The organism is Rhodococcus sp. PvR099 (assembly GCF_017833315.1).
Classification (GTDB): domain Bacteria; phylum Actinomycetota; class Actinomycetes; order Mycobacteriales; family Mycobacteriaceae; genus Rhodococcus_G; species Rhodococcus_G oryzae.
This window is the reverse complement of the sequence record NZ_JAFIBV010000001.1, coordinates 1,527,214-1,545,653: the sequence shown is the minus strand read 5'-3', so window position 1 is coordinate 1,545,653 and position 18,440 is coordinate 1,527,214. Positions and strand designations below refer to the sequence as shown.

Annotated in this window: 18 protein-coding genes; 11 read left to right on the top strand and 7 right to left on the bottom strand. The window is 70.6% G+C overall.

Annotated features, from left to right (window positions below; translation table 11 throughout):
- The first annotated feature begins 45 nt into the window (after positions 1-45).
- From JOE46_RS06995 to JOE46_RS06975, 5 genes are all read left to right on the top strand, one after another.
- Positions 46-483 carry an SRPBCC family protein gene (locus JOE46_RS06995; protein ID WP_097212153.1) on the top strand — a complete coding sequence of 146 codons (438 nt, stop codon included), beginning with the start codon at positions 46-48 and terminating at the stop codon, positions 481-483.
- Entirely contained in the window at positions 459-1,739 is a 1,281-nt protein-coding gene (locus JOE46_RS06990) for an ArsA family ATPase (RefSeq protein WP_307861344.1), read from the top strand. The genes JOE46_RS06995 and JOE46_RS06990 overlap by 25 nt, the downstream gene beginning before the upstream one ends.
- Complete coding sequence (locus JOE46_RS06985) at positions 1,736-2,128, top strand: hypothetical protein (RefSeq protein WP_097212154.1); 393 nt, start codon at positions 1,736-1,738, stop codon at positions 2,126-2,128. Before JOE46_RS06990 ends, JOE46_RS06985 begins: the two co-directional genes overlap by 4 nt.
- Before the next feature lie 2 nt (positions 2,129-2,130).
- Positions 2,131-3,105 (top strand): ROK family protein, encoded by a 975-nt coding sequence (locus tag JOE46_RS06980; RefSeq protein ID WP_097212155.1) that lies wholly within the window; start codon positions 2,131-2,133, stop codon positions 3,103-3,105.
- A gap of 120 nt (positions 3,106-3,225) precedes the next feature.
- Positions 3,226-3,963, top strand: a complete 738-nt coding sequence (locus JOE46_RS06975) for a 1-acyl-sn-glycerol-3-phosphate acyltransferase (RefSeq protein ID WP_097212156.1) — start codon at positions 3,226-3,228, stop codon at positions 3,961-3,963.
- Here JOE46_RS06975 and JOE46_RS06970 read toward each other — a convergent pair.
- A complete protein-coding gene (locus JOE46_RS06970; RefSeq protein ID WP_097212157.1) occupies positions 3,960-4,352 on the bottom strand; it encodes a DUF4240 domain-containing protein in 393 nt (130 codons plus the stop codon). The genes JOE46_RS06975 and JOE46_RS06970 overlap by 4 nt on opposite strands.
- Positions 4,353-4,381: 29 nt before the next feature.
- The gene (locus JOE46_RS06965; protein ID WP_373560255.1) at positions 4,382-5,746 is read right to left on the bottom strand and encodes a glycosyltransferase 87 family protein; all 1,365 of its coding nucleotides are present in this window, start codon (positions 5,744-5,746) and stop codon (positions 4,382-4,384) included.
- A gap of 63 nt (positions 5,747-5,809) precedes the next feature.
- On the opposite strand from JOE46_RS06965, the gene JOE46_RS06960 reads away from it, so the two are divergent.
- From JOE46_RS06960 to JOE46_RS06945, 4 genes are all read left to right on the top strand, one after another.
- Positions 5,810-6,301 (top strand): polyadenylate-specific 3'-exoribonuclease AS, encoded by a 492-nt coding sequence (locus tag JOE46_RS06960; RefSeq protein WP_097212158.1) that lies wholly within the window; start codon positions 5,810-5,812, stop codon positions 6,299-6,301.
- Positions 6,302-6,352: 51 nt separating this feature from the next.
- The gene (locus JOE46_RS06955) at positions 6,353-7,738 is read left to right on the top strand and encodes a class II 3-deoxy-7-phosphoheptulonate synthase (RefSeq protein WP_077041945.1); all 1,386 of its coding nucleotides are present in this window, start codon (positions 6,353-6,355) and stop codon (positions 7,736-7,738) included.
- A 135-nt stretch (positions 7,739-7,873) separates the two neighbouring features.
- A complete protein-coding gene (locus tag JOE46_RS06950) occupies positions 7,874-8,632 on the top strand; it encodes a VOC family protein (protein WP_097212159.1) in 759 nt (252 codons plus the stop codon).
- A gap of 66 nt (positions 8,633-8,698) precedes the next feature.
- On the top strand, positions 8,699-9,523 hold the full coding sequence (locus JOE46_RS06945; protein WP_097212160.1) for an HAD family hydrolase: 825 nt from the start codon (positions 8,699-8,701) through the stop codon (positions 9,521-9,523).
- 9 nt (positions 9,524-9,532) lie between these two features.
- On the opposite strand, the gene pknB is transcribed toward JOE46_RS06945, so the two are convergent.
- Complete coding sequence (gene pknB, locus JOE46_RS06940) at positions 9,533-11,572, bottom strand: Stk1 family PASTA domain-containing Ser/Thr kinase (RefSeq protein ID WP_097212161.1); 2,040 nt, start codon at positions 11,570-11,572, stop codon at positions 9,533-9,535.
- Between the two features lie 168 nt (positions 11,573-11,740).
- Between pknB and JOE46_RS06935 the strand changes: the two genes are divergently transcribed.
- Entirely contained in the window at positions 11,741-12,109 is a 369-nt protein-coding gene (locus JOE46_RS06935; protein ID WP_077041941.1) for an Rv2175c family DNA-binding protein, read from the top strand.
- Between the two features lie 54 nt (positions 12,110-12,163).
- Positions 12,164-13,045: an SDR family oxidoreductase gene (locus JOE46_RS06930; protein WP_097212162.1), complete on the top strand. Its 882-nt coding sequence runs from the start codon at positions 12,164-12,166 to the stop codon at positions 13,043-13,045.
- A gap of 4 nt (positions 13,046-13,049) precedes the next feature.
- Here JOE46_RS06930 and JOE46_RS06925 read toward each other — a convergent pair whose 3' ends face one another.
- The 4 genes from JOE46_RS06925 to JOE46_RS06910 all read right to left on the bottom strand — a co-directional run bounded on the left by JOE46_RS06925 (position 13,050) and on the right by JOE46_RS06910 (position 18,421).
- A complete protein-coding gene (locus tag JOE46_RS06925) occupies positions 13,050-13,997 on the bottom strand; it encodes a phytoene/squalene synthase family protein (protein ID WP_097212163.1) in 948 nt (315 codons plus the stop codon).
- A gap of 1 nt (position 13,998) precedes the next feature.
- Complete coding sequence (locus JOE46_RS06920; RefSeq protein WP_209926641.1) at positions 13,999-15,609, bottom strand: alpha-(1->6)-mannopyranosyltransferase A; 1,611 nt, start codon at positions 15,607-15,609, stop codon at positions 13,999-14,001.
- A gap of 119 nt (positions 15,610-15,728) precedes the next feature.
- Positions 15,729-17,306, bottom strand: coding sequence for a phytoene desaturase family protein (gene crtI / locus JOE46_RS06915; protein ID WP_097212165.1), 1,578 nt, complete (start codon positions 17,304-17,306; stop codon positions 15,729-15,731).
- On the bottom strand, positions 17,306-18,421 hold the full coding sequence (locus JOE46_RS06910; protein WP_373560259.1) for a polyprenyl synthetase family protein: 1,116 nt from the start codon (positions 18,419-18,421) through the stop codon (positions 17,306-17,308). Before JOE46_RS06910 ends, crtI begins: the two co-directional genes overlap by 1 nt.
- Positions 18,422-18,440: the final 19 nt, after the last annotated feature.

The window sequence follows — 18,440 nt, the reverse complement described above, 5'->3', positions numbered from 1 at the left end:
GAGTGCCTTCGTGGCTGTCCTGGAGTGAAAGGAAGCGTTGGTCGTATGGCCGACAAGACCAAGAGGTCGATCAGCATCGCCGCTCCGTCGGGTCGGGTGATGGACGTGATCGCCGATTACGACGCGTACCCCGAGTGGGTGGCTGCGGCGAAGTCAGTCGAGGTGCTCGCCCGCGGGGCGAACGGTCGCGCGCGGCGGGTCCGGTTCGTGCTGGATGCCGGGATGGTCAAGGACACCTACGAACTCGACTTCGACTGGGCGCCGGACGGAAAGTCCGTGCGCTGGTCGCTGGCCTCCGCCGAGATCCAGAAGTCGCAGGACGGCTCGTACACCCTCGAGGACCAGCCGGACGGGACCACCACGGTCACCTACGAGCTGACCGTCGACCTGAACATCCCGATGATCGGGCTGTTCAAACGCAAGGCCGAGAAGGCGATCACCGACACCGCCCTCAAGGAATTGAAGAAGAGGGTCGAAGGCTGACCGGGCGCGGCTCCGATGCGAACACCCAGGTCCGGTTCTTCATAGGAAAGGGTGGCGTCGGGAAGACGACACTGGCGGCCGCGACCGCGATTGCGCTGGCGCGCACCGGAGACCGCGTCCTGCTCATCTCGCTCGATCGCGCGCACTCGCTGACCGAGGTGCTCGCGCTGGAGGGCGCGGCCGCAGCGGCGGGTACCGGTGTCCTCGCCGTGGCCGACGGCTTCGACGCGCTCGAGCTCGACACCCTGACCCTGCTCGAGGATCGACTGGTCGCGCTGTCGGCCCTGATCCCCAGCGGCACCGATCACGAGCACGGTTCTGCGCTGTCGCTGCCCGACCCGCAGGAACTGACCGGACTGCCCGGTGCCGAGGAGTTGCTCGGGCTGGCCGAGGTGGCCCGGCTCGCGCAGGGAGGGGACTGGGACGCCGTGCTGGTCGACTGCCCGCCGACCGGGGAACTGCTGCGCCTGCTGACGGTTCCGGACATGGTGCACGACTATCTCGAGCGGATCTGGCCCCGATACCTCAGGGCCACGGTGCCGGGAGCGCAGCGCTGGCAGGCGATTGCCGCGCTGCTGGTCGACCGTCTCAGTGACTTCACGCTGCCGGTCCGGGCGATGCTCACCGACCGGCAGAACACCTGTGCGCGAATGGTGCTCACCGCGGATGCGGTCGGCGTGGCCGAGGCGCGGCGAACCGCGGCGGCGATGTCCGTGCTCGGCGTGCGAGTCGACGGCTTGATCGTGAACAGGATTCTGCCGCAACATGATCCGGTCCCGGCCAAGGGCGTGGACCATCCGGCTCTGCGCTGGTATGCGGAGCGAGCGGAGCGTGAGCGTGTGCAGCTGGATTCGCTGGCGGGCTCGCTCGGCGGGCTGCCGGTCCGCACGGCCGACGAGAACGCCCTCGAGCCGGTAGGGTTTGACTCTCTCGCCGCGCTCGCCGATGCGCTGTATCCGGCCGGGGTCGATCCGCTGACCGCCGCGGACGACGATTCGGCGGGGGCGAGGGTGGAACTGGAGTCAGGGTCGGGGGTGGAATCGGTGTACGCGCTGCGACTGCGCATGCCCCTGGTAGACCCGTCCACGCTGACCCTCGGCAGGGTCGAGGACGACCTGGTGGTCGGCGCGGCAGGGGTCCGGCGCAGGGTCAGGCTGGCGTCCGTGCTCCGGCGCTGCACCACGGTCGGCGCCCAGTTCGAGGACGGCGATCTCGTCGTCCGGTTCCGCCCCGATCCGCAGGTCTGGCCGCTGTGAGCGACGATCACGCGGACCTGGTCGCCGAGCTGCGGGCGCTCACACATGCGGCGTTCGATCGGCTGGAACCGCTGCTGCAGAAGGCGTCCGAGGCCGCCGCTGCCGCCGCGAACCCCGACGGCGGCGAGCCGGGGCCATACGGGTGCAGTTGGTGCCCGGTGTGTGCGCTTGCGGCGCTGGCCCGAGGCGAGCAGCACGACCTGATCACGCTGCTCGGTTCGCAGGCGGCGGTGCTGCTCGCACTGCTCCGGCAGATCCTGGACGAGCACGGGGCGCATCCCGACCCCGACGGTGGGCCCGACGGATCGACGGCCGCTCCTGGCGCGCAGGCGCAGGGTGCTCGCCCGAAGTTCGTCCCGATCTCGGTTCAGGTCGAGCACAATCGTTGACCATGGGCACGCGCACCGGCGGTCGGACCGCACTCACGATCGGTATCGACGTCGGCGGAACCAGCATCAGGGCGGCGGTCGTCGATGCCGACGGTCAGGTGCTCGACTCGACGTTCGCGCCGACTCCGCGGTCTGCGCAGGCGCTGGAGGACGGGCTCGACCGCGCGGTCCGGGAGCTCTGCGGGCGGCACGAGATCGTCGGCGTCGGCCTCGCGGTGGCGGGCTTCATCACCCCGGACCGGTCCACGGTGCGCTTCGCGCCGCACCTGCCGTGGGTGGACGCACCGGTCGCGCGCGACCTCAGCGATCGCCTCGGCATGCCGGTGATCCTCGAGCACGACGCCAATGCGGCTGCCTGGGCGGAGTACCGGTTCGGCGCCGCGGCAGGCGGGCAGAACGTGTTGATGATGTCGATCGGGACCGGGATCGGTGCGGGACTGCTGATCGGCGGCGAGCTCTACCGGGGTAGCCACGGGGTGGCACCCGAGCTCGGGCACGTACAGGTGATGTCCGGCGGCCGCCCCTGCGCCTGCGGCAAGCGCGGCTGTTGGGAGCGGTATTGCAGCGGCACCGCCCTCGTCGACACCGCGATCGAGTTGCTGGCCGCCAATCCGGCCGAGTCGACGGTCCTGGCGCGCGAGGTGGCGGGGAACCCGGGGGGCCTGACCGGTCGCCGGGTGGCGGGCGCGGCACAGGACGGCGACAAGGTCGCGATGGCGACGATGGCGGAGTTCGCGCGCTGGTTGGGCGTCGGGCTCGCGATGGTGAGCGATGTCTACGACCCCGACCTCGTGGTGATCGCCGGTGGCGTCGCCAGTTCGGCGCCGCTCTTCCTCGACGACGCGCGTGAGCACTACGCCACCCTCATCACCGGGTCCGGACATCGTCCACTGGCCCGGATCAGGCCGACCCAGCTCGGCGAGGCGGCGGGGATGATCGGTGCGGCCGAACTCGCTCGCACGGAACTGGAATCCTGACCGGCTCGCGCGGGCACCGGTGGCCGGGGTGCCCCTCCGGTGGACCACATGCACCGGCCGTGAGTACAGTCATCACACGAGAAACATAGCGTGAGCACGGATGACTTCGGGAAGGGTGCCATGTGGTACTGGCTGGTCAAATACATTTTTCTCGGACCGATCCTGCTGGTGCTCGGGCGCCCGACTATCGAAGGCGCCGAACACATTCCGAGTGATGGTCCGGCGATTCTCGCCAGCAATCACCAGGCCGTGATGGACTCGTTCTACCTGCCACTGCGCTCGCCGCGCCGGATCACTTTCCTGGCCAAGAGCGAGTACTTCACCGGCACCGGACTCAAGGGCCGATTCCAGCGGTGGTTCTTCTCCGCGGTCGGCCAGGTGCCGATCGACCGGACCGGCGCCGATGCTGCGCAGGACGCGCTCAATGCGGGCATGAAGGTGCTCGGCGACGGCAAGCTGCTTGGGATCTACCCCGAGGGCACCCGTTCCCCGGACGGCCGGTTGTACAAGGGCAAGACCGGCATGGCGCGGATGGCGCTGCAGTCCGGCGTCCCGGTCATCCCGGTCGCGATGATCGGTACCGACAAGCTCAACCCGATCGGCTCGCGCTTTCCACGTTTCGCGAAGATCGTGATCAAGGTCGGCGAGCCGATCGACTTCTCGCGCTTCAACGGCATGGGTGGGAACCGCTTCGTCGAGCGCGCGGTCACCGACGAGGTCATGTACAAGCTGATGGCGCTCTCCGGTCAGGAGTACGTCGACATCTACGCGGCCACGCTCAAGAACAAGCCCGCCGAGACGGCGGCGCCCGCACCCGCGCCCGCCGCCGACCGGATCCCGGACACCCGGGCGAGCTAGATCAGGTCCAGCGGCTCCCCGAACCGGTGAAAGTAGACCTCGTAGGCGAGCCCGCCGAGGTTGGCTGGATCACCGACGTCGACGTGTGCCGGCATCCGGCTACGCCCTGCGAGGACCGCTTCGTATGTCACGCGCCCCTGGCTGACGACCCAGTGCGCCGCGTCTTCGAGGCCGTCTTCAGACTCGTCGGGCCCGAGATCCGACCGATATGGCTCGTCCTGTAGCTCGGCGGCGAAGTCCAAGAACAGGTCTTGAAACTTGTGGACGGCGCCCTTCGGCAGTCGTCCGAGAATTTCGCGAAGGTGATCACGGCTCCGTGAGGCCTCCTCTATGACGTTCCAGAACCAGTCGACGTCCGAATCCCCGTCGTGGCGATCATCGTCGGCCATGGCCTCTCCCAATCTTCCAGACGAGCGGGCTACGCGACCGGGGCAGGCACCCGCGACAGCTCGTCCGCGGCGATCCGTTTCGGCCTCCCCGTGACGCCGGCCGCGGCGACCAGCACCAGCGTCGCCAGGCCCCACCACACGTACGACGACGCCAGGAACTGATCCCACAGCGGCCAGCCGAGGCCGCTGGACCGTCCGGGGGACAGTCGCCAGTGCGGGGCCACCACGAACAGCGCCGTTCCGGTCGCGACCCAGAGCGCCCAGCCGAGGCTGCGGCGCGTGTATGCCAGGTGTCCCAGGATCAGCAGCGTCGGGACCACCCACACCCAGTGGTGTGACCACGACACCGGCGAGACCAGGAGGCCGAACAGCGCCGTCACGGTGAGCGCGAGCGCGGGCATGTCCGCGGCCAGCGCCTTGCGCGCGGCCAGCACGGTGACGACCAGAACCGCCGCGCTCGCCAGGATCCACAGCGGGGTGCGCAGCGAGGGGTCGAGGCCGAGCCGAGCCAGCATGCCGGTGATCGACTGGTTGGCCGCATAGGCGGGCCTGCCGATCCGGTTGGAGTCGATGAGGGTGTCGGTCCAATACTGCTTGGAATCGGTGAACGAGACCGCGAAGCCGATTGCGCTGCCTGCGACGAAACTCACGGCGGTGACCACCGCGGCCCGGAAGTCCTTGCGCAGCAGGAAGTAGAGCACGAACACCGCGGGCGTGAGTTTGACCGCAGCGACGAGACCGACCAGCGCGCCGCGCGGCCACGGCGTCTTCTTGAGCAGGCAGTCGGCGGCGACCAGGGCCATCAGCACGATGTTGATCTGGCCGTAGTTGAGGGTGGAGTACACCGGCTCGAGCAGCAGCGCCCCGGCGAACGCCGCCCCGGCGATCCACAGCATGGTGCGTTCCGGCAGGACGCCGATGGAGGTGAGGGTCACGACCACGGTCGCGAAGAGCAGCAGCAGGGAGAGCACTGTCAGGGCGATGCTGGCCTCGCCGAGGCTGATCGCGGACATCGGACTGAACACGATCGCGGCGAGCGGGGGATAGGTGAACGGCAGCGACTTGCCGAGTGCGGTCGGCGGCATCGGACCGTAGAGCGCGACGCCGTTCGCCAGCGCGGTGCCGCCGATGCGGTACACGTCGAGGTCGATCCGGTAGTAGCTGCCGATCTGCCGCAGGCCGGGGAACCCGACGAGGTTGTAGATCACGCCGATGGCAGCGGCGATCAGGATGCACACGCGGGCCGCGGGGGCGGCGACGATGCGCCGGATACCCGCGCCCCGGCCGACCGGCCCTCGATCGGCGTCGTCCGCCGCTGGTGCCGCCGTTGTGTCGGCTTCTGGTGTGTCGGTGCTCACGTGGTCGCTGGGAGCGGTCTGATCCTGGCCAGGCACCAATTGTCCTTCGGGTCGGGGGCGGTGGTCGTGGGGAAGTGCCGGGCGGCATAGTCTGCCCGGGTGCGCTACTTCTACGACTGCGAGTTCATCGAGGATGGTCGCACAATCGACCTGGTTTCGATCGGCGTGGCCGCCGAGGACGGTAGAGAGTTCTATGCCGTCTCCACCGAGTTCGACCCCACGAAGGCGGGGAAGTGGGTGCGAGCCAACGTCCTGCCGAAGCTCCCGCAGCCGTCCTCGCCGTTGTGGCGCTCGCGCGCGCAGATCCGCGACGACCTTCTCAAGTTCCTCGTTCCGCGCCCCGGGGTCACGCCGGAGCTGTGGGCCTGGATCGCGGCATACGACCACGTCGCGCTCTGCCAGTTGTGGGGGGACATGACCGCGCTGCCGCGCTCGCTGCCGCGGTTCACCCGTGAGTTGCGCCAGTACTGGGAGGACAGCGGGTCGCCCGCGTTGCCGTCCGCTCCGGCCGACGCGCACGACGCGCTGGCCGACGCCAGGCACAACCTGGTCAAGTACGAGGCGATCCGCGCGGCACTCGCGATTCGCTGACTTATCGGCCCCTTTGCGTGTCGCGTTCGACAGAGCGAATATCCTGTACTGGTGAACTGGACTGTCGACGTTCCGATCGACCGCTTGCCCGAACTCCCGCCGCTGCCCGCTGCGATGCGCCAGAAGCTCGATGAGGCGCTGAGCAAGCCCGCCGCCCAGCAGCCGAACTGGCCCGAGGACCGGGCCGCCGCGATGCGTACCGTGCTCGAGAGCGTGCCGCCGATCACGGTCGCGAGCGAGGTGGAGGCGCTGCAGAACAACCTCGCCGAGGTCGCCCGCGGCGAGGCGTTCCTGCTCCAGGGCGGTGACTGCGCGGAGACGTTCGCGGACAACACCGAGCCGCACATCAAGGGCAACATCCGCACCCTGCTGCAGATGGCCGTCGTGCTCACCTACGGGGCGAGCCTTCCGGTCGTCAAGGTCGCGCGGATCGCGGGCCAGTACGCCAAGCCGCGTTCGTCGAACATCGACTCGCTCGGGCTGCAGTCCTACCGGGGCGACATGGTGAACTCGCTCGTCGCCGAGGAATCGGTGCGGGTCCACGACCCGTCCCGCCTGGTCCGCGCGTACGCGAACGCGAGCGCGGCGATGAACCTCGTCCGCGCGCTCACCGGTGCCGGCATGGCGGACCTGCACAAGGTGCACGACTGGAACCGGGAGTTCGTCGCGTCGTCGCCCGCCGGCGCCCGGTACGAGGCGCTCGCCGCCGAGATCGACCGAGGCCTGCAGTTCATGAACGCATGCCGGGTCACGGATCCGAGCCTGCACCAGGCGCAGATCTTCGCCAGCCACGAGGCGCTCGTCCTCGACTACGAGCGGGCGATGCTGCGGCTCGACAACGACGACGACCACCCGAAGCTGTACGACCTGTCGGCGCACTTCCTGTGGATCGGCGACCGGACCCGGCAGCTCGACGGTGCGCACATCGCGTTCGCCGAGATGCTCGCGAACCCGATCGGTCTCAAGATCGGCCCGAGTACGACCCCCGAGATGGCGGTCGAGTACGTCGAGCGGCTCGACCCGACCAACAAGCCCGGCCGGCTCACCCTGATCTCGCGGATGGGCAACGGCAAGGTGCGCGACCTGCTGCCCGCGATCATCGAGAAGGTGCAGGCCACCGGTCACCAGGTGATCTGGCAGTGCGACCCGATGCACGGCAACACCCATGAGGCGTCCACCGGCTACAAGACCCGCCACTTCGACCGGATCGTCGACGAGGTGCAGGGCTTCTTCGAGGTGCACAACGGACTGGGCACCCACCCGGGCGGCATCCACGTCGAACTGACCGGCGAGAACGTCACCGAGTGCCTCGGCGGCGCGCAGGACATTTCCGACCTGGACCTGTCGGGCCGCTACGAGACCGCGTGCGACCCGCGACTCAACACCCAGCAGTCCCTCGAACTGGCCTTCCTCGTGGCGGAGATGCTTCGCGGCTGAGCCGTCGGATTCCGCAGAGCGGCCCGTACCCTGCCCGGGTGCGGGCCGCTCCGCGTCTGGCGACGGTGTCGGTGGCCGGCGATACGGTTGGTGCGATCGAATCGAGTACCCAACCATCGCAGTGAGGGACACATCATGAAGATCACCGAACCGACGCTGGGGACCCCGTGTTGGGCCGAACTCGGCACGACCGATGTCGCGGCGGCCGGACAGTTCTATGGCGGCCTGCTCGGCTGGAAGCCGGAGACGGATCCGAACCCGGAAGCGGGCGGCTACACGATGATGCTGCTCGATCAGGACCCGGTGGCCGCTGCCAGCCCGCTCTATCAGGAGGGCCAGCCCGTCGCGTGGACGGCCTCGATCGCGGTGGCCGACGTGGATGCGACCGCGCGAGCGGCCACGGAGGCAGGAGGTTCGGTGATCGCCGAGCCGATGGATGTGTTCGATCTGGGCCGTTTCGCGGTGCTCGCCGACCCGGCGGGTGCGGTCATCTCGATCTGGCAGGGCCGCAAGTTCCAGGGCGCGGCCAGGCTGAACGAGACCGGGGCGCTGTGCTGGATCGAGCTGCGTACCCGGGACACCGCGGGGGCGATCGAGTTCTACCGCACCGTGTTCGGCTGGACGGTCACCGCGGGTGACGGTTACACCCAGTGGGGCCTCGGCGGCACCGACTTCGGCGGCATGATGGCGATGGGTGAGGACTTCCCGGAGGGCATTCCGCCGCACTGGGCGCTGTACTTCGGCGTGGACGATGTCGACGCCGCGGTCGAGAGGGCGACGGGTCTCGGCGGCGCCGTGCACGTGCCGGGCACCGACATCCCCGAGACCGGCCGGTTCGCGGTCCTGACGGACCCACAGGGCGGCGCGTTCGCGGTCTTCCGCCCGCAGGACTGAGCTGGGCGCGGCAGGCCCGATGGGCGGGCCTGCCGCGCGCGGGCTGCGGCTGGCATCATGGCGGAAGTGACTCGTATTCGACTCGTCGCCACCGATCTCGACGGCACCCTGCTGCGGTCGGACCGCACGATCTCACGCCGGACGGCCGCGGCGATGGCGGCGGCGGGGGAGTCCGGGATCGAGATCGTGTGGGCGACCGCGCGAGCCCGCCATTCCGTCCACGAACTCGCGCTCGACTGCGGCTTTCGCGGCAGGGCGATCTGTGCCAACGGCGCGGTCGTTCTCGACCTCGCGGACGGCAGTGCCCTCGTCACCGCGACGACGTCGATCACGACGGATGCGGCGACGACGGCGATGGTTCGGGTGCGGTCGCTCATGCCGGGGGTGGTGTTCGCGAATGTCGGACCGACGAGTTTCGTCGCCGAACCCGAGTACGCCGCGCTGTGCGAATTCGCCGATCATCACCGGCACCCGCACGAGATGGCACTCTCGGAGCTATTGCCCGCGCTGGACGAGCCGATGGTGAAGATCGTGGTGCGGCACCCCGAGGTGTCCAGCGCGGAGTTGTACCGCGCCGCTGTGGCGGCAGGGGTCGACGGCGTCGAACTGACCCATTCGGGCGCGCCCTACCTCGAGATGGCCCCGTCGGGGGTGTCGAAGGCCAGTGCCCTCGCGGAGCTGTGCTCGGCAGGTGGGATCGAGGCGCACGAGGTCGCCGTCGCGGGCGACGGGATCAACGACGTCCCGATGCTGGCGTGGGCGGGGACCGCCCTGTGCCCGTCGAACGCGCTGCCGGAGGTGAGGGCGCTGGCCGACCGCGTCCTGGCCGGCAACGACGAGGACGGCGTCGCCCGCTACCTCGAGGAACTCGTGGGGGCGCCCGGTCGGTGAGCGGCCGGGTCAGGGCACCGCGACCAGCGACACCGTGGTGCCCGCCTCGACCCGTGTTCCGGGTCCGGGGCTCTGGGTGAGGACCAGCGACCGGTCGGAGTCGGTGACCTGCCTGATCTGTGGCACCAGGCCGAGGCCGGTCAGCTCATCGCGGGCCGAGCCCACCGTGCGCCCGAGCATCGAGGGCAGCCGGACCGCGGTCGAGACGATCAGCGTGACGCTCGATCCCGCTCCGACCTGCGTGCCGGTCGACGGGTCGGTACCGATCACATCGCCGCCGTCGACGCCGCTGTCGAACTCTTCGCGGGTCTCGCCGACGGTGATCCCGACGGCGTCAAGGGCGGCCCTGGCCTCATCGGCGGATTTGCCGCGCACGTCCGGCATCCGGACCGGCGGCGAACCCTTGCTCCGGATCATCTGGACCTGTGACCCGACGTCGAGCACCGTGCCCGGACCCGGCTTCAGCGCCGCCACACCGCCATTGGGCACCTTGGTGCTGAAGGCCTCACCGCCCTCGACGGGCACGAAGGTGCGCTCGCGCAGCACCCGGTCCACCTGATCCGGGTCGCCGCCCGCGGGCAGCTCGGGGACCGCGGGCCTGCCGAGCGACACCAGCAGGGCCACCACCGACTCCTTCGGCACCCGGGACCCGGCGGCGGGATCGGTGCCGAGCAGGGTGTCGACCGGGGCGCTGTTCGAGTACTCGCCGCGGATCTCGGCGCTCAGCCCGGCGGCCTCGATCGTCGACGTCGCCGAGGCGCGGTCAAGGCCGTCGATGGCGGGCACCGCCGCGTACCGGCCGGACCCCATCCACCACCCGCCGAATCCGACCGCGACCCCGAGCAGCAGGATCACCAGCAGCCACACCATGATCGTGCGGCGCGAGCGCTGACGCTCGGCCGCGAAATCGGGGAACTCGTACTGGGCCGGGTCGCGACGGTGCTGCCGTGTCGCGCCGGGGTCCACCTCCGACTGCGGGAACTCCGGCTGGCGCGCGGTCAGGTCGGTGACCACCTTGGTCGGCTGCGGGCCTGCGTGCTGGATGCCGGGGTGCACCGCGGTCGGGGCGGCCGACGCCAGTGCCGTCGTCGCGTCGTTCGGTCCGGCCGTGGTCGCCGCGGGCGGTGGCAGCGCGCCCGCGACCTGCATGGCCGCGCTGAGGTGCTGCGCGGATCGTCTCGGGGCGGGTACCCGGTAGGCGGGCAACTGCAGTTGCCGGCTCACCGAACGCAGCGCCGCCGACATCTCGCCCGCGTTCGTGAATCGTTCCTCGGGGTCACGGGCGGTGGCCTCGAGCACCAGCTGGTCGAACTCCGGCGGCACCCCCTGGATCTGGGAACCCGGGCTGGGTACGTCGGCGTTGATCCGCTGATAGGCGATCGAGAGCGAGGTGTCGCCGGTGAACGGCGTTCGGCCGGTGAGCATTTCGAACAGCAACACGCCGGTCGCGTACACGTCGCTGCGGGCGTCGGCGTTGCCGGTGGTGACCTGCTCGGGGGAGAGGTAGGCGGCGGTACCGAGGATCACGCTGCTGGAGGTGGCGTTGGATCCGGCGACCGCGCGAACCAGACCGAAGTCGGCGATCTTGACCTCGCCCGAGTCGGAGATCAGCACGTTCTCCGGCTTGATGTCGCGGTGCACCAGGCCGGCGCGGTGCGCGACCGCGAGCGCGTCGAGCACCGGTCCGGTGACCGCGGCCGCGGCATGCGGCGGCATCGGGCCGCGCTCGCGCAGCAGCTCGCGCAGCGTCCCGCCCGCGACCAGCTCCATCACCAGGAACGCGTGTTCGCCGTCGACGCCCTGGTCGTACACGGCGACCAGCCCGGGATGGGTCAACCGGGCCACCGCGCGGGCCTCGAACTCGAAGCGGGCGACGAACTGGGGGTCCTGTGCGAACTTCGGGTCCATGACCTTGATCGCGACCGGCCGGTCGAGCCGCATGTCGAGGCCGCGGTAGACCATCGACATCCCGCCGCGCGCGATCGGGGAGTCCACCCGATAGCGGCGGTCGAGCAGTGTGCCGATCAGCGCCTGATCTCCTGGCCCCACCCGCGCTTACCCCGTTTCTCTTCTACTCGGTGATCCACCGCAGCAGTTTCGACAATGTCCGCATCGATGGTAGCCAGCGGGCCGCCCGCCCGGTGCCGACGGCGCGGCGGTCGCGATCGCGCGGACCGCCCATGAGGTACCGCGCACCGACCCGATACCGTTACCCATGTGAGTGCAATCCCTTATAGCGACGACGTCCTCGATCCCTCGGTAGAGCTGCTGCAGCTCGCGGATGTGGCCAAACTGCTCGGAATCGTCGTCACCCGGGTGCACCAGATGCTCCGCGACGGCGAGCTGGTCGCCGTGCGCCGCGACGGCGTCATCGGCGTGCCCGCAACCTTCTTCACCGCGGACGGCGAGGTGGTCCGGCTGCTGTCCGGTCTGCTCGTGGTCCTGCGCGACGGCGGTTACAGCGAGGAGGAGATCCTGCGCTGGCTGTTCACCGAGGACGAGACCCTGCCGGGCGCCCCGGCGGACGCGCTGCACACCGACCTCGCCCGCGAGGTGGTTCGCCGCGCCCAGGCGATGGCCTTCTAGGCGCGTCGATTCGATGAGCCCGCCGCCGGGGCTCCCGGGACTACGCTTTCCGCCATGACATCCATGAACGGCAAGGTTGTCCTCATCACCGGCGGCGCGCGTGGTGTCGGAGCGGAGGTCGCCCGTCGGCTGCACGCCAAGGGTGCGAGGCTCGTGCTGATCGACCTGGACGCGGAGCCGCTGCGCGCGCTGGCCGAGGAACTCGGTGGTCCCGATCGCGCGCTGACCGTCGTCGCGGACGTGTGCGACCTCCCGTCGATGGAATCGGCTGTCGCGCAAGGGGTCGAGAAGTTCGGTGGCATCGACGTCGTGATGGCGAACGCGGGCATCGCGAGCTATGGATCCGTCCTGGCGGTCGATCCGGCGACCTTCAGGCGCGTCGTCGACGTGAACCTCGTCGGCGTCTTCCACACGGTGCGCGCCGCCCTGCCCTCGATCATCGAGCGCAGGGGATACGTCCTGGTCGTCTCGTCGCTCGCGGCGTACACCGCCTCACCCGGGCTGGCTGCGTATCACGCGTCCAAGGCGGGGGCCGAGTACTTCGCCAACACCCTGCGGCTCGAGGTCGCCCACCTGGGGGTCGACGTCGGCTCCGCCCACATGGCCTGGATCGACACCCCGCTGGTCCAGGACGCCAAGGCCGACCTGCCCGCGTTCACCAAGATGCTCGCCGCGCTGCCCGGCCCGCTCGGGAAGACGACGTCGGTGCAGGCGTGTGGCAGCCGCTTCGTGGCGGGGATCGAGAAGCGATCGAGCCGGATCAACGTGCCGGGCTGGGTCGGCGCGTTGCGCTGGCTGCGCCCGCTGGTGCAGACCCCGATCGCCGAACGCGACATCCGCAGGCTCGCGCCGGTGCTGGTGCCCCAGATGGACGCCGAGGTCGCCGGCCTTGGGCGGTCGCTGAGTGCCCGCACGCAGGCGCTCGAGCAGGAGTAGCCGCTCAGCTACGGGCCGCCGCGACCGCGGACTCGAGCAGTCGCGGCGCGACCAGCGTCAGCCGCCGCCGCCTCGGCACCACCGCCCGCCGGTCGAGCACCCGGTAACCGCTCGCCTCGATCTCGTCGAGGATCGCGGAGTACAGGTCGAACGCTGCGGTGATCGCGGGCCGCGCCCTCGGCTCGAGCATCGCCAGTCCCGGCCGGGCATCGCGGTAGCCGGACCGGTTCAGTGCGACGACATGGGCGAGGGCCCGCCCGACACGGGGGTCCGTGGCCCCGGTGGACTGGCAGTGGCGCAGCAGGTCGCCGTCCACGCCGAATGCGGACAGCTCCTCCGTCGGCAGGTAGATGCGTCCGCGCCGCAGGTCTTCGCCCACGTCGCGGATGAAGTTGGTGAGCTGGAAGGCCTCGCCGAGCGCGGCGGCCGCGGGCTCGGCCTGGGCGAGCGGCGTCACCGTGCCCAGGATCGGCAGCATCTGCTTCCCGATCGCCGCGGCCGAGCCGTGCATGTAGCCGCGGAGCTCGTCCATCGAGGCGTAGACGGCACGAAATCCGGGCGCACCGGGCAGGTCCATACGCATGGACCCGAGGAACGCGGTGAAGTGATCGAGCGGGATGGCGTACCGGCCGATGGTGTCGGCTACCGCCAGCACGACCGGTCGGACGTCGTCGGTGGGGCTGCCCGCGACGGCGGCCGTCAGCTCGGATTCGATCCTGTCGAGTTCGGCCAGGCAATCGGAGGCGGGACGGCCGGCAGGGGCGTCGATGTCGACGAGGTCGTCCACGGTGCGGGCGAATCCGTACAGCGCGTACACGGCCGGCCTGCGGTGTTCGGGTAGCAGCCGGGTGGCGAGTGCATAGCTGCGGCCGTGCTCGGCCGCCAGCCGCTCGCAGTACCGGTAGGCGGCTCCGAGATCGCTCGCCGCCGCACGATCGTCCAGCGTCGTCATCTCAGTCCCGGCCGGGGGCCGCCCCGGCGCCGGAACGGGTGTCCGCGGCGTCGGCGACGGCGGGCGTGGAGCGCAGGCGCAGCGGATCGACGGTCACCAGCGACTTGGCCGCGACGAGCGCCGCAAAGGTCGCGAGCAGCACGTGCACGAGGGTGTACAGCCCGGGATTGCCGTCCGGCTGGAAGACCAGCATCAGCCACGTGGACAGGCCGACCAGGATCATCAAGGTCGTGGTCGACAGGGCGAAGCCCGCGGCGACGGCGAGCGGCCACGAGTAGTACCAGGGCAGCGCGGCGGGGGAGAGCACCACGATCGCGACCAACGCGATCAGGATGCCCATGACGGCCTCCCGCGGCGTCCGGCGGAAGCGCCACCACACCGCAACGAGGATCACCACCAGCGCGACCGCGGAGATGGCGCGGGTCACCTCCAGCACCGGGCCCAACCGCAGCCCGGTGAACCAGGAGGTGCTGACGGTGACGATGTGCGCCATGATCGTCGGCAGCGAGAGCCAGTTGATGATCTTCGCCGATCCCGACAGCGCGGTGAGCCACCCGATGCCGACGCCCGCGATGGCCGAGGCCGCGGCGAACACGGCGGCGAACACGGCGAGCCCCGCGCCCGCGGTCTTGGCGAACAGTGCCAGCGGCGACGGCGGGGTGCGGCCTTCTGCCACCGCGCGGTCGCGTTCGTGGATCATCCAGATCCAGACCAGGAACGGCAGCGCGACGCCGGCGGTGGCCTTGATGGCGACACCGACCGCGACCACCGCGATGCCCGCGACGTGGCGCCGCTCGAGCACGAGCGCGATGCCGGCCGTCATCAGGCCAACCATCAGCATCTCGTTGTGCACGCCGCCGATCAGGTGGATCAGGACCAGCGGGTTGAGCACCGCGAGCCACAGCGCGGTCGCCTGGTTGCCGCCGAGCTGGCGGGCCAGGTGCGGTACCGCCCACATGGTCAACGCGAGACCGGGCAGCATGGTCAGCCGCAGCAGCATCGTCCCGGCGATCACGTTGTCGCCGGTGATCGAGGTGATGCCCTGGCCGAGCAGTAGGAAGATCGGTCCGTACGGAGCGGTGGTGGTGGTCCAGACGATGCTCACGTTGTCGAGCAGGATGCCGGGATTGGCCACCGGGCCGACCGCGTACGGGTCGAAGCCGTCCCGCAGCAGCGCGCCCTGCGCCAGGTACGAGTACGCATCCCGGCTGAACATGGGCACAGCCAGCAGCAGCGGGGCCGTCCACACCGGGACCACCCAGCGCAGCTCGTGCAGCGTGGTCGTGCCGCGCAGCGTGCAGCGGCCGAGGCGGACCCACGCCGCGATCATCAACAGCACGCCGACCCACACGAGGATCGTCGACAGGATCAGGCCGTGCCCGAAGCGCAGCCAGGACAGGTGCAGCGCCTCGAGGAGCGGATCCTCGCGCCGAACGCTGCCCGAGCCGAAACCGCCGAAGGTGATCATCGACGCGCCGACCAGCCCGAGGATCGCGGCGTGTCCCGCCTCGCTGCGCGCGAACCCGGCGACGGCGCGGAGACGCCCGGCACTCGGGGCCTGGCCGTTACTGTCGCCGGTGTGCCTGTCAGCAGCGGAAAGTGGGGACGTCATCGGTGCGGCTCTTCCCCCATGGCTGTGCGTTGACTGCGGTCCGGCCGGGCAGGACCCGTCGACGGAATGCGTGGACAGCTGGTTAGTTTAGTGGTTCGGTGTTCCGCAGCGGGAAACGCCTATCGCGCGTGGTGCGTCTGTGACCTGGCACGCAGTTCGCCCGCGATCCGCTGGGCGGCGAGCTTCCCGGAGACCAGCACGGTCGGCACCCCGACCCCCGGGGTGGTGCCGGACCCGGCGAGCACCACGTTCTCGGCTCCGGTGTCGAGGTTTCCGCGCCGGAACGGTCCGGTCTGCGCGAAGGTGTGTGCGGCGGCGAACGGGGTGCCGGCGGACATTCCGCGGTCGGCCCAGGTCTGCGGGGTGTCGATCAGGTCAACAAGGAACCCCTCGGCGATCCCGGTATAGCCGCGCCGCTCGAGCTCGACGAGCAGCTCGCGGACGTACGGCCGCCCGAGGGCGGCCCAGTCCAGCGGGGCGCTGTGCAGGTTCGGGCACGGCGCCAGCACCGACAGTGGCTCGTGCGGCACACCGTCACGGTCGATCAGCAGTCCCGGGTCGGTGACCGCGGGGCGGGTGAGCAGCAGCGACGGGTCGCTCATCAGCCTGCCGCGACCGCGGCGCGCGGTGATCTCGGCGAACGTCTGCTCCCAGGCCGCCCCGAAGTCGATGGTGTGGTGGCCCGAGTCGGTCCAGCGCGCGGCGACGGAGGCGGGGATGGTGCCGTGTGCCACGACAGCGGAGGGAGAGTGCCGGACCGGCCGCCGCGGCAACGTCCGACGCTGCAGCAGGGCACTCCCGCCGCCGAGGTCCGCGGTCAGGACCACGGCGTCGACCTCGAACGCCGATCCGTCGGCAGCGATCACCCGCGTCGCCCGACCGTTCCTGTAGTCGATCCGGCTCACCTCGGTCCCGAGTGCGAGCGTGCCGCCCGCGGCGGTGAAGGCGCCTGCCATGGCCTCGGCGATCGCCCGCATGCCGCCGTCGGGGAAGTACACGCCCATCGAGGTGTCCATGTGGGCGATCGCGCCGTAGATGCCGAGCGCCCGCGCCGGGCTCAATCCCGCGTAGAGCGACTGGAAGGTGAAGATGCGCTGCAGCCGCGGGTCACGGAGGTACTTCTCGACGCGTGGCCCGAGCCTGCCGAAGCCGCCGATCCGGACCAGCGTCGACAGGTCCGCGAGGGCAGCGCGCGAGCCGACCAGGTCGAGCGGCGAGTCGAAGTTCGCGTCGATGAACCGGTCGAACTCGGCCGTGAAGATCCGCTCCAGCCAGGAGCGCAGCCGGAGGTAGCGGCCCGCCTCGTCGGGACCGCACGCCCGGGCGACCTCCGCAGCCATCGCGTCGGGGTCCGAGTGCACGGCGATCGCCCCGCCGTCCGCGAATCGCGCGTGATATGCCGGGTCCAGCCGGTGCAGGCGTAGCGGCGGGGACACCGACCCGAAGTCGGCCCCGACCGCGGCCAGCGCCTCGGCGACCAGTTCCGGCATGGTGAGAACGGTTGCGCCGCTGTCGATCTGGTAGCCGGGTCCGTCGTACACGCCGACCCGGCCACCGACCGACGGATCGCGTTCGAGGAGGGTGACCGCGCGGCCGGTGCCAAGCAGGTGCAGCGCGGCCGACAGTCCGGACAGCCCTGCCCCGACGACCACCACGTGATCGGTGCGACCCGGGACCGTGCGCAGGCCCACGCCGATCAGGCCGTACGACGGGTGGCGGCCAGCGCCATCGCGCGCAGGTTCTGCTTGGCCGACTCCGTTGCGGTGCTCGTGTCGAGGGCGCGCAGGCCCCTGGCGGTGAGCTCGTCGATGCGGCGCTCGACCTCGTCCACCGCACCGAGATCGGTGATGATCGCGCGCAGCCGCTGCACCTGCTCCTCGGTGAGATCGGTGCCGATGCTGCGCCGCAGCACGTCCGCGGTGCCACGGTCACTGGCGTCGGCCCGCAGCAGGGCCTCGGCGAACAGCACGGTCCGCTTGCCCTCGCGCAGGTCGTCGCCGGAGGGCTTCCCGGTGACCGCCGGGTCCCCGAACACCCCGAGCAGGTCGTCGCGGAGCTGGAAGGCGATGCCGATGTCGGTGCCGAACTCCCGATAGGCGGCGATCAGATCCGGATCGGCCGCGGCGAGGGCGGCGCCCAGGTGCAGCGGTCGCTCGATCGTGTATGCCGCCGTCTTGTAGCGATTGATCCGCAGCGCCGCGGCCACCGACTCGTCGGCGGTCACCTCGGTGCTCACGTCCAGGTACTGGCCCCCGAGGACCTCGGTGCGCATCGCCGACCACACCGGGCCGAGCCGGACCTGGGCGGCGGCGTCGACCCCGGACTCGCGGACCATGTCGTCCGCCCAGGCCAGCGCGAGATCACCGAGCAGGATGGCCACGGATTCACCGAACTTCGCCGGTTCGCCTGACCATCCGCCCGAACGGTGCCGGTCGGCGAACTCGACGTGCAGGGTGGGAAAGCCCCTGCGGGTGCGGGAGGAGTCGATGATGTCGTCGTGCACGAGGGCGCACGCCTGGACCAGCTCGAGCGCGGCGCAGGCCCGCAGCACCGCGGCGGCGTCGGGACCGGTCGGGTCGCCACCGGCGCCCAGCCAGCCCGTCCAGGCGAACGCGGGCCGGACCCGCTTGCCGCCGCGCAGGACGAAGGCCTCCAGCGCGGTCGTGGCGTCGGTGAACGTGCCACCGACGGCATCGGTGATCGGCCTGCGACTGTCGAAGAACTCGCGCAGTGCCGTCTCGACGGCGGCGGGCAGCGACTCGGTGGCCTCGGGGGAGGCGGCGTGGGCGGACAGGGTGTCCTCCTCGGTGATTGCCCCGGGAATTGCCCTG

Excerpts from the sequence above, each read along its gene's own strand:
- JOE46_RS06995 (WP_097212153.1), top strand. The coding sequence starts at position 46 with ATGGCCGACAAGACCAAGAGGTCGATCAGCATCGCCGCTCCGTCGGGT.
- JOE46_RS06970 (WP_097212157.1), bottom strand. The coding sequence starts at position 4,352 with ATGGCCGACGATGATCGCCACGACGGGGATTCGGACGTCGACTGGTTC.
- JOE46_RS06950 (WP_097212159.1), top strand. The coding sequence starts at position 7,874 with ATGAAGATCACCGAACCGACGCTGGGGACCCCGTGTTGGGCCGAACTC.
- JOE46_RS06925 (WP_097212163.1), bottom strand. The coding sequence starts at position 13,997 with ATGACGACGCTGGACGATCGTGCGGCGGCGAGCGATCTCGGAGCCGCC.
- JOE46_RS06975 (WP_097212156.1), top strand. The coding sequence starts at position 3,226 with ATGTGGTACTGGCTGGTCAAATACATTTTTCTCGGACCGATCCTGCTG.
- JOE46_RS06920 (WP_209926641.1), bottom strand. The coding sequence starts at position 15,609 with ATGACGTCCCCACTTTCCGCTGCTGACAGGCACACCGGCGACAGTAAC.
- JOE46_RS06980 (WP_097212155.1), top strand. The coding sequence starts at position 2,131 with ATGGGCACGCGCACCGGCGGTCGGACCGCACTCACGATCGGTATCGAC.
- JOE46_RS06930 (WP_097212162.1), top strand. The coding sequence starts at position 12,164 with ATGACATCCATGAACGGCAAGGTTGTCCTCATCACCGGCGGCGCGCGT.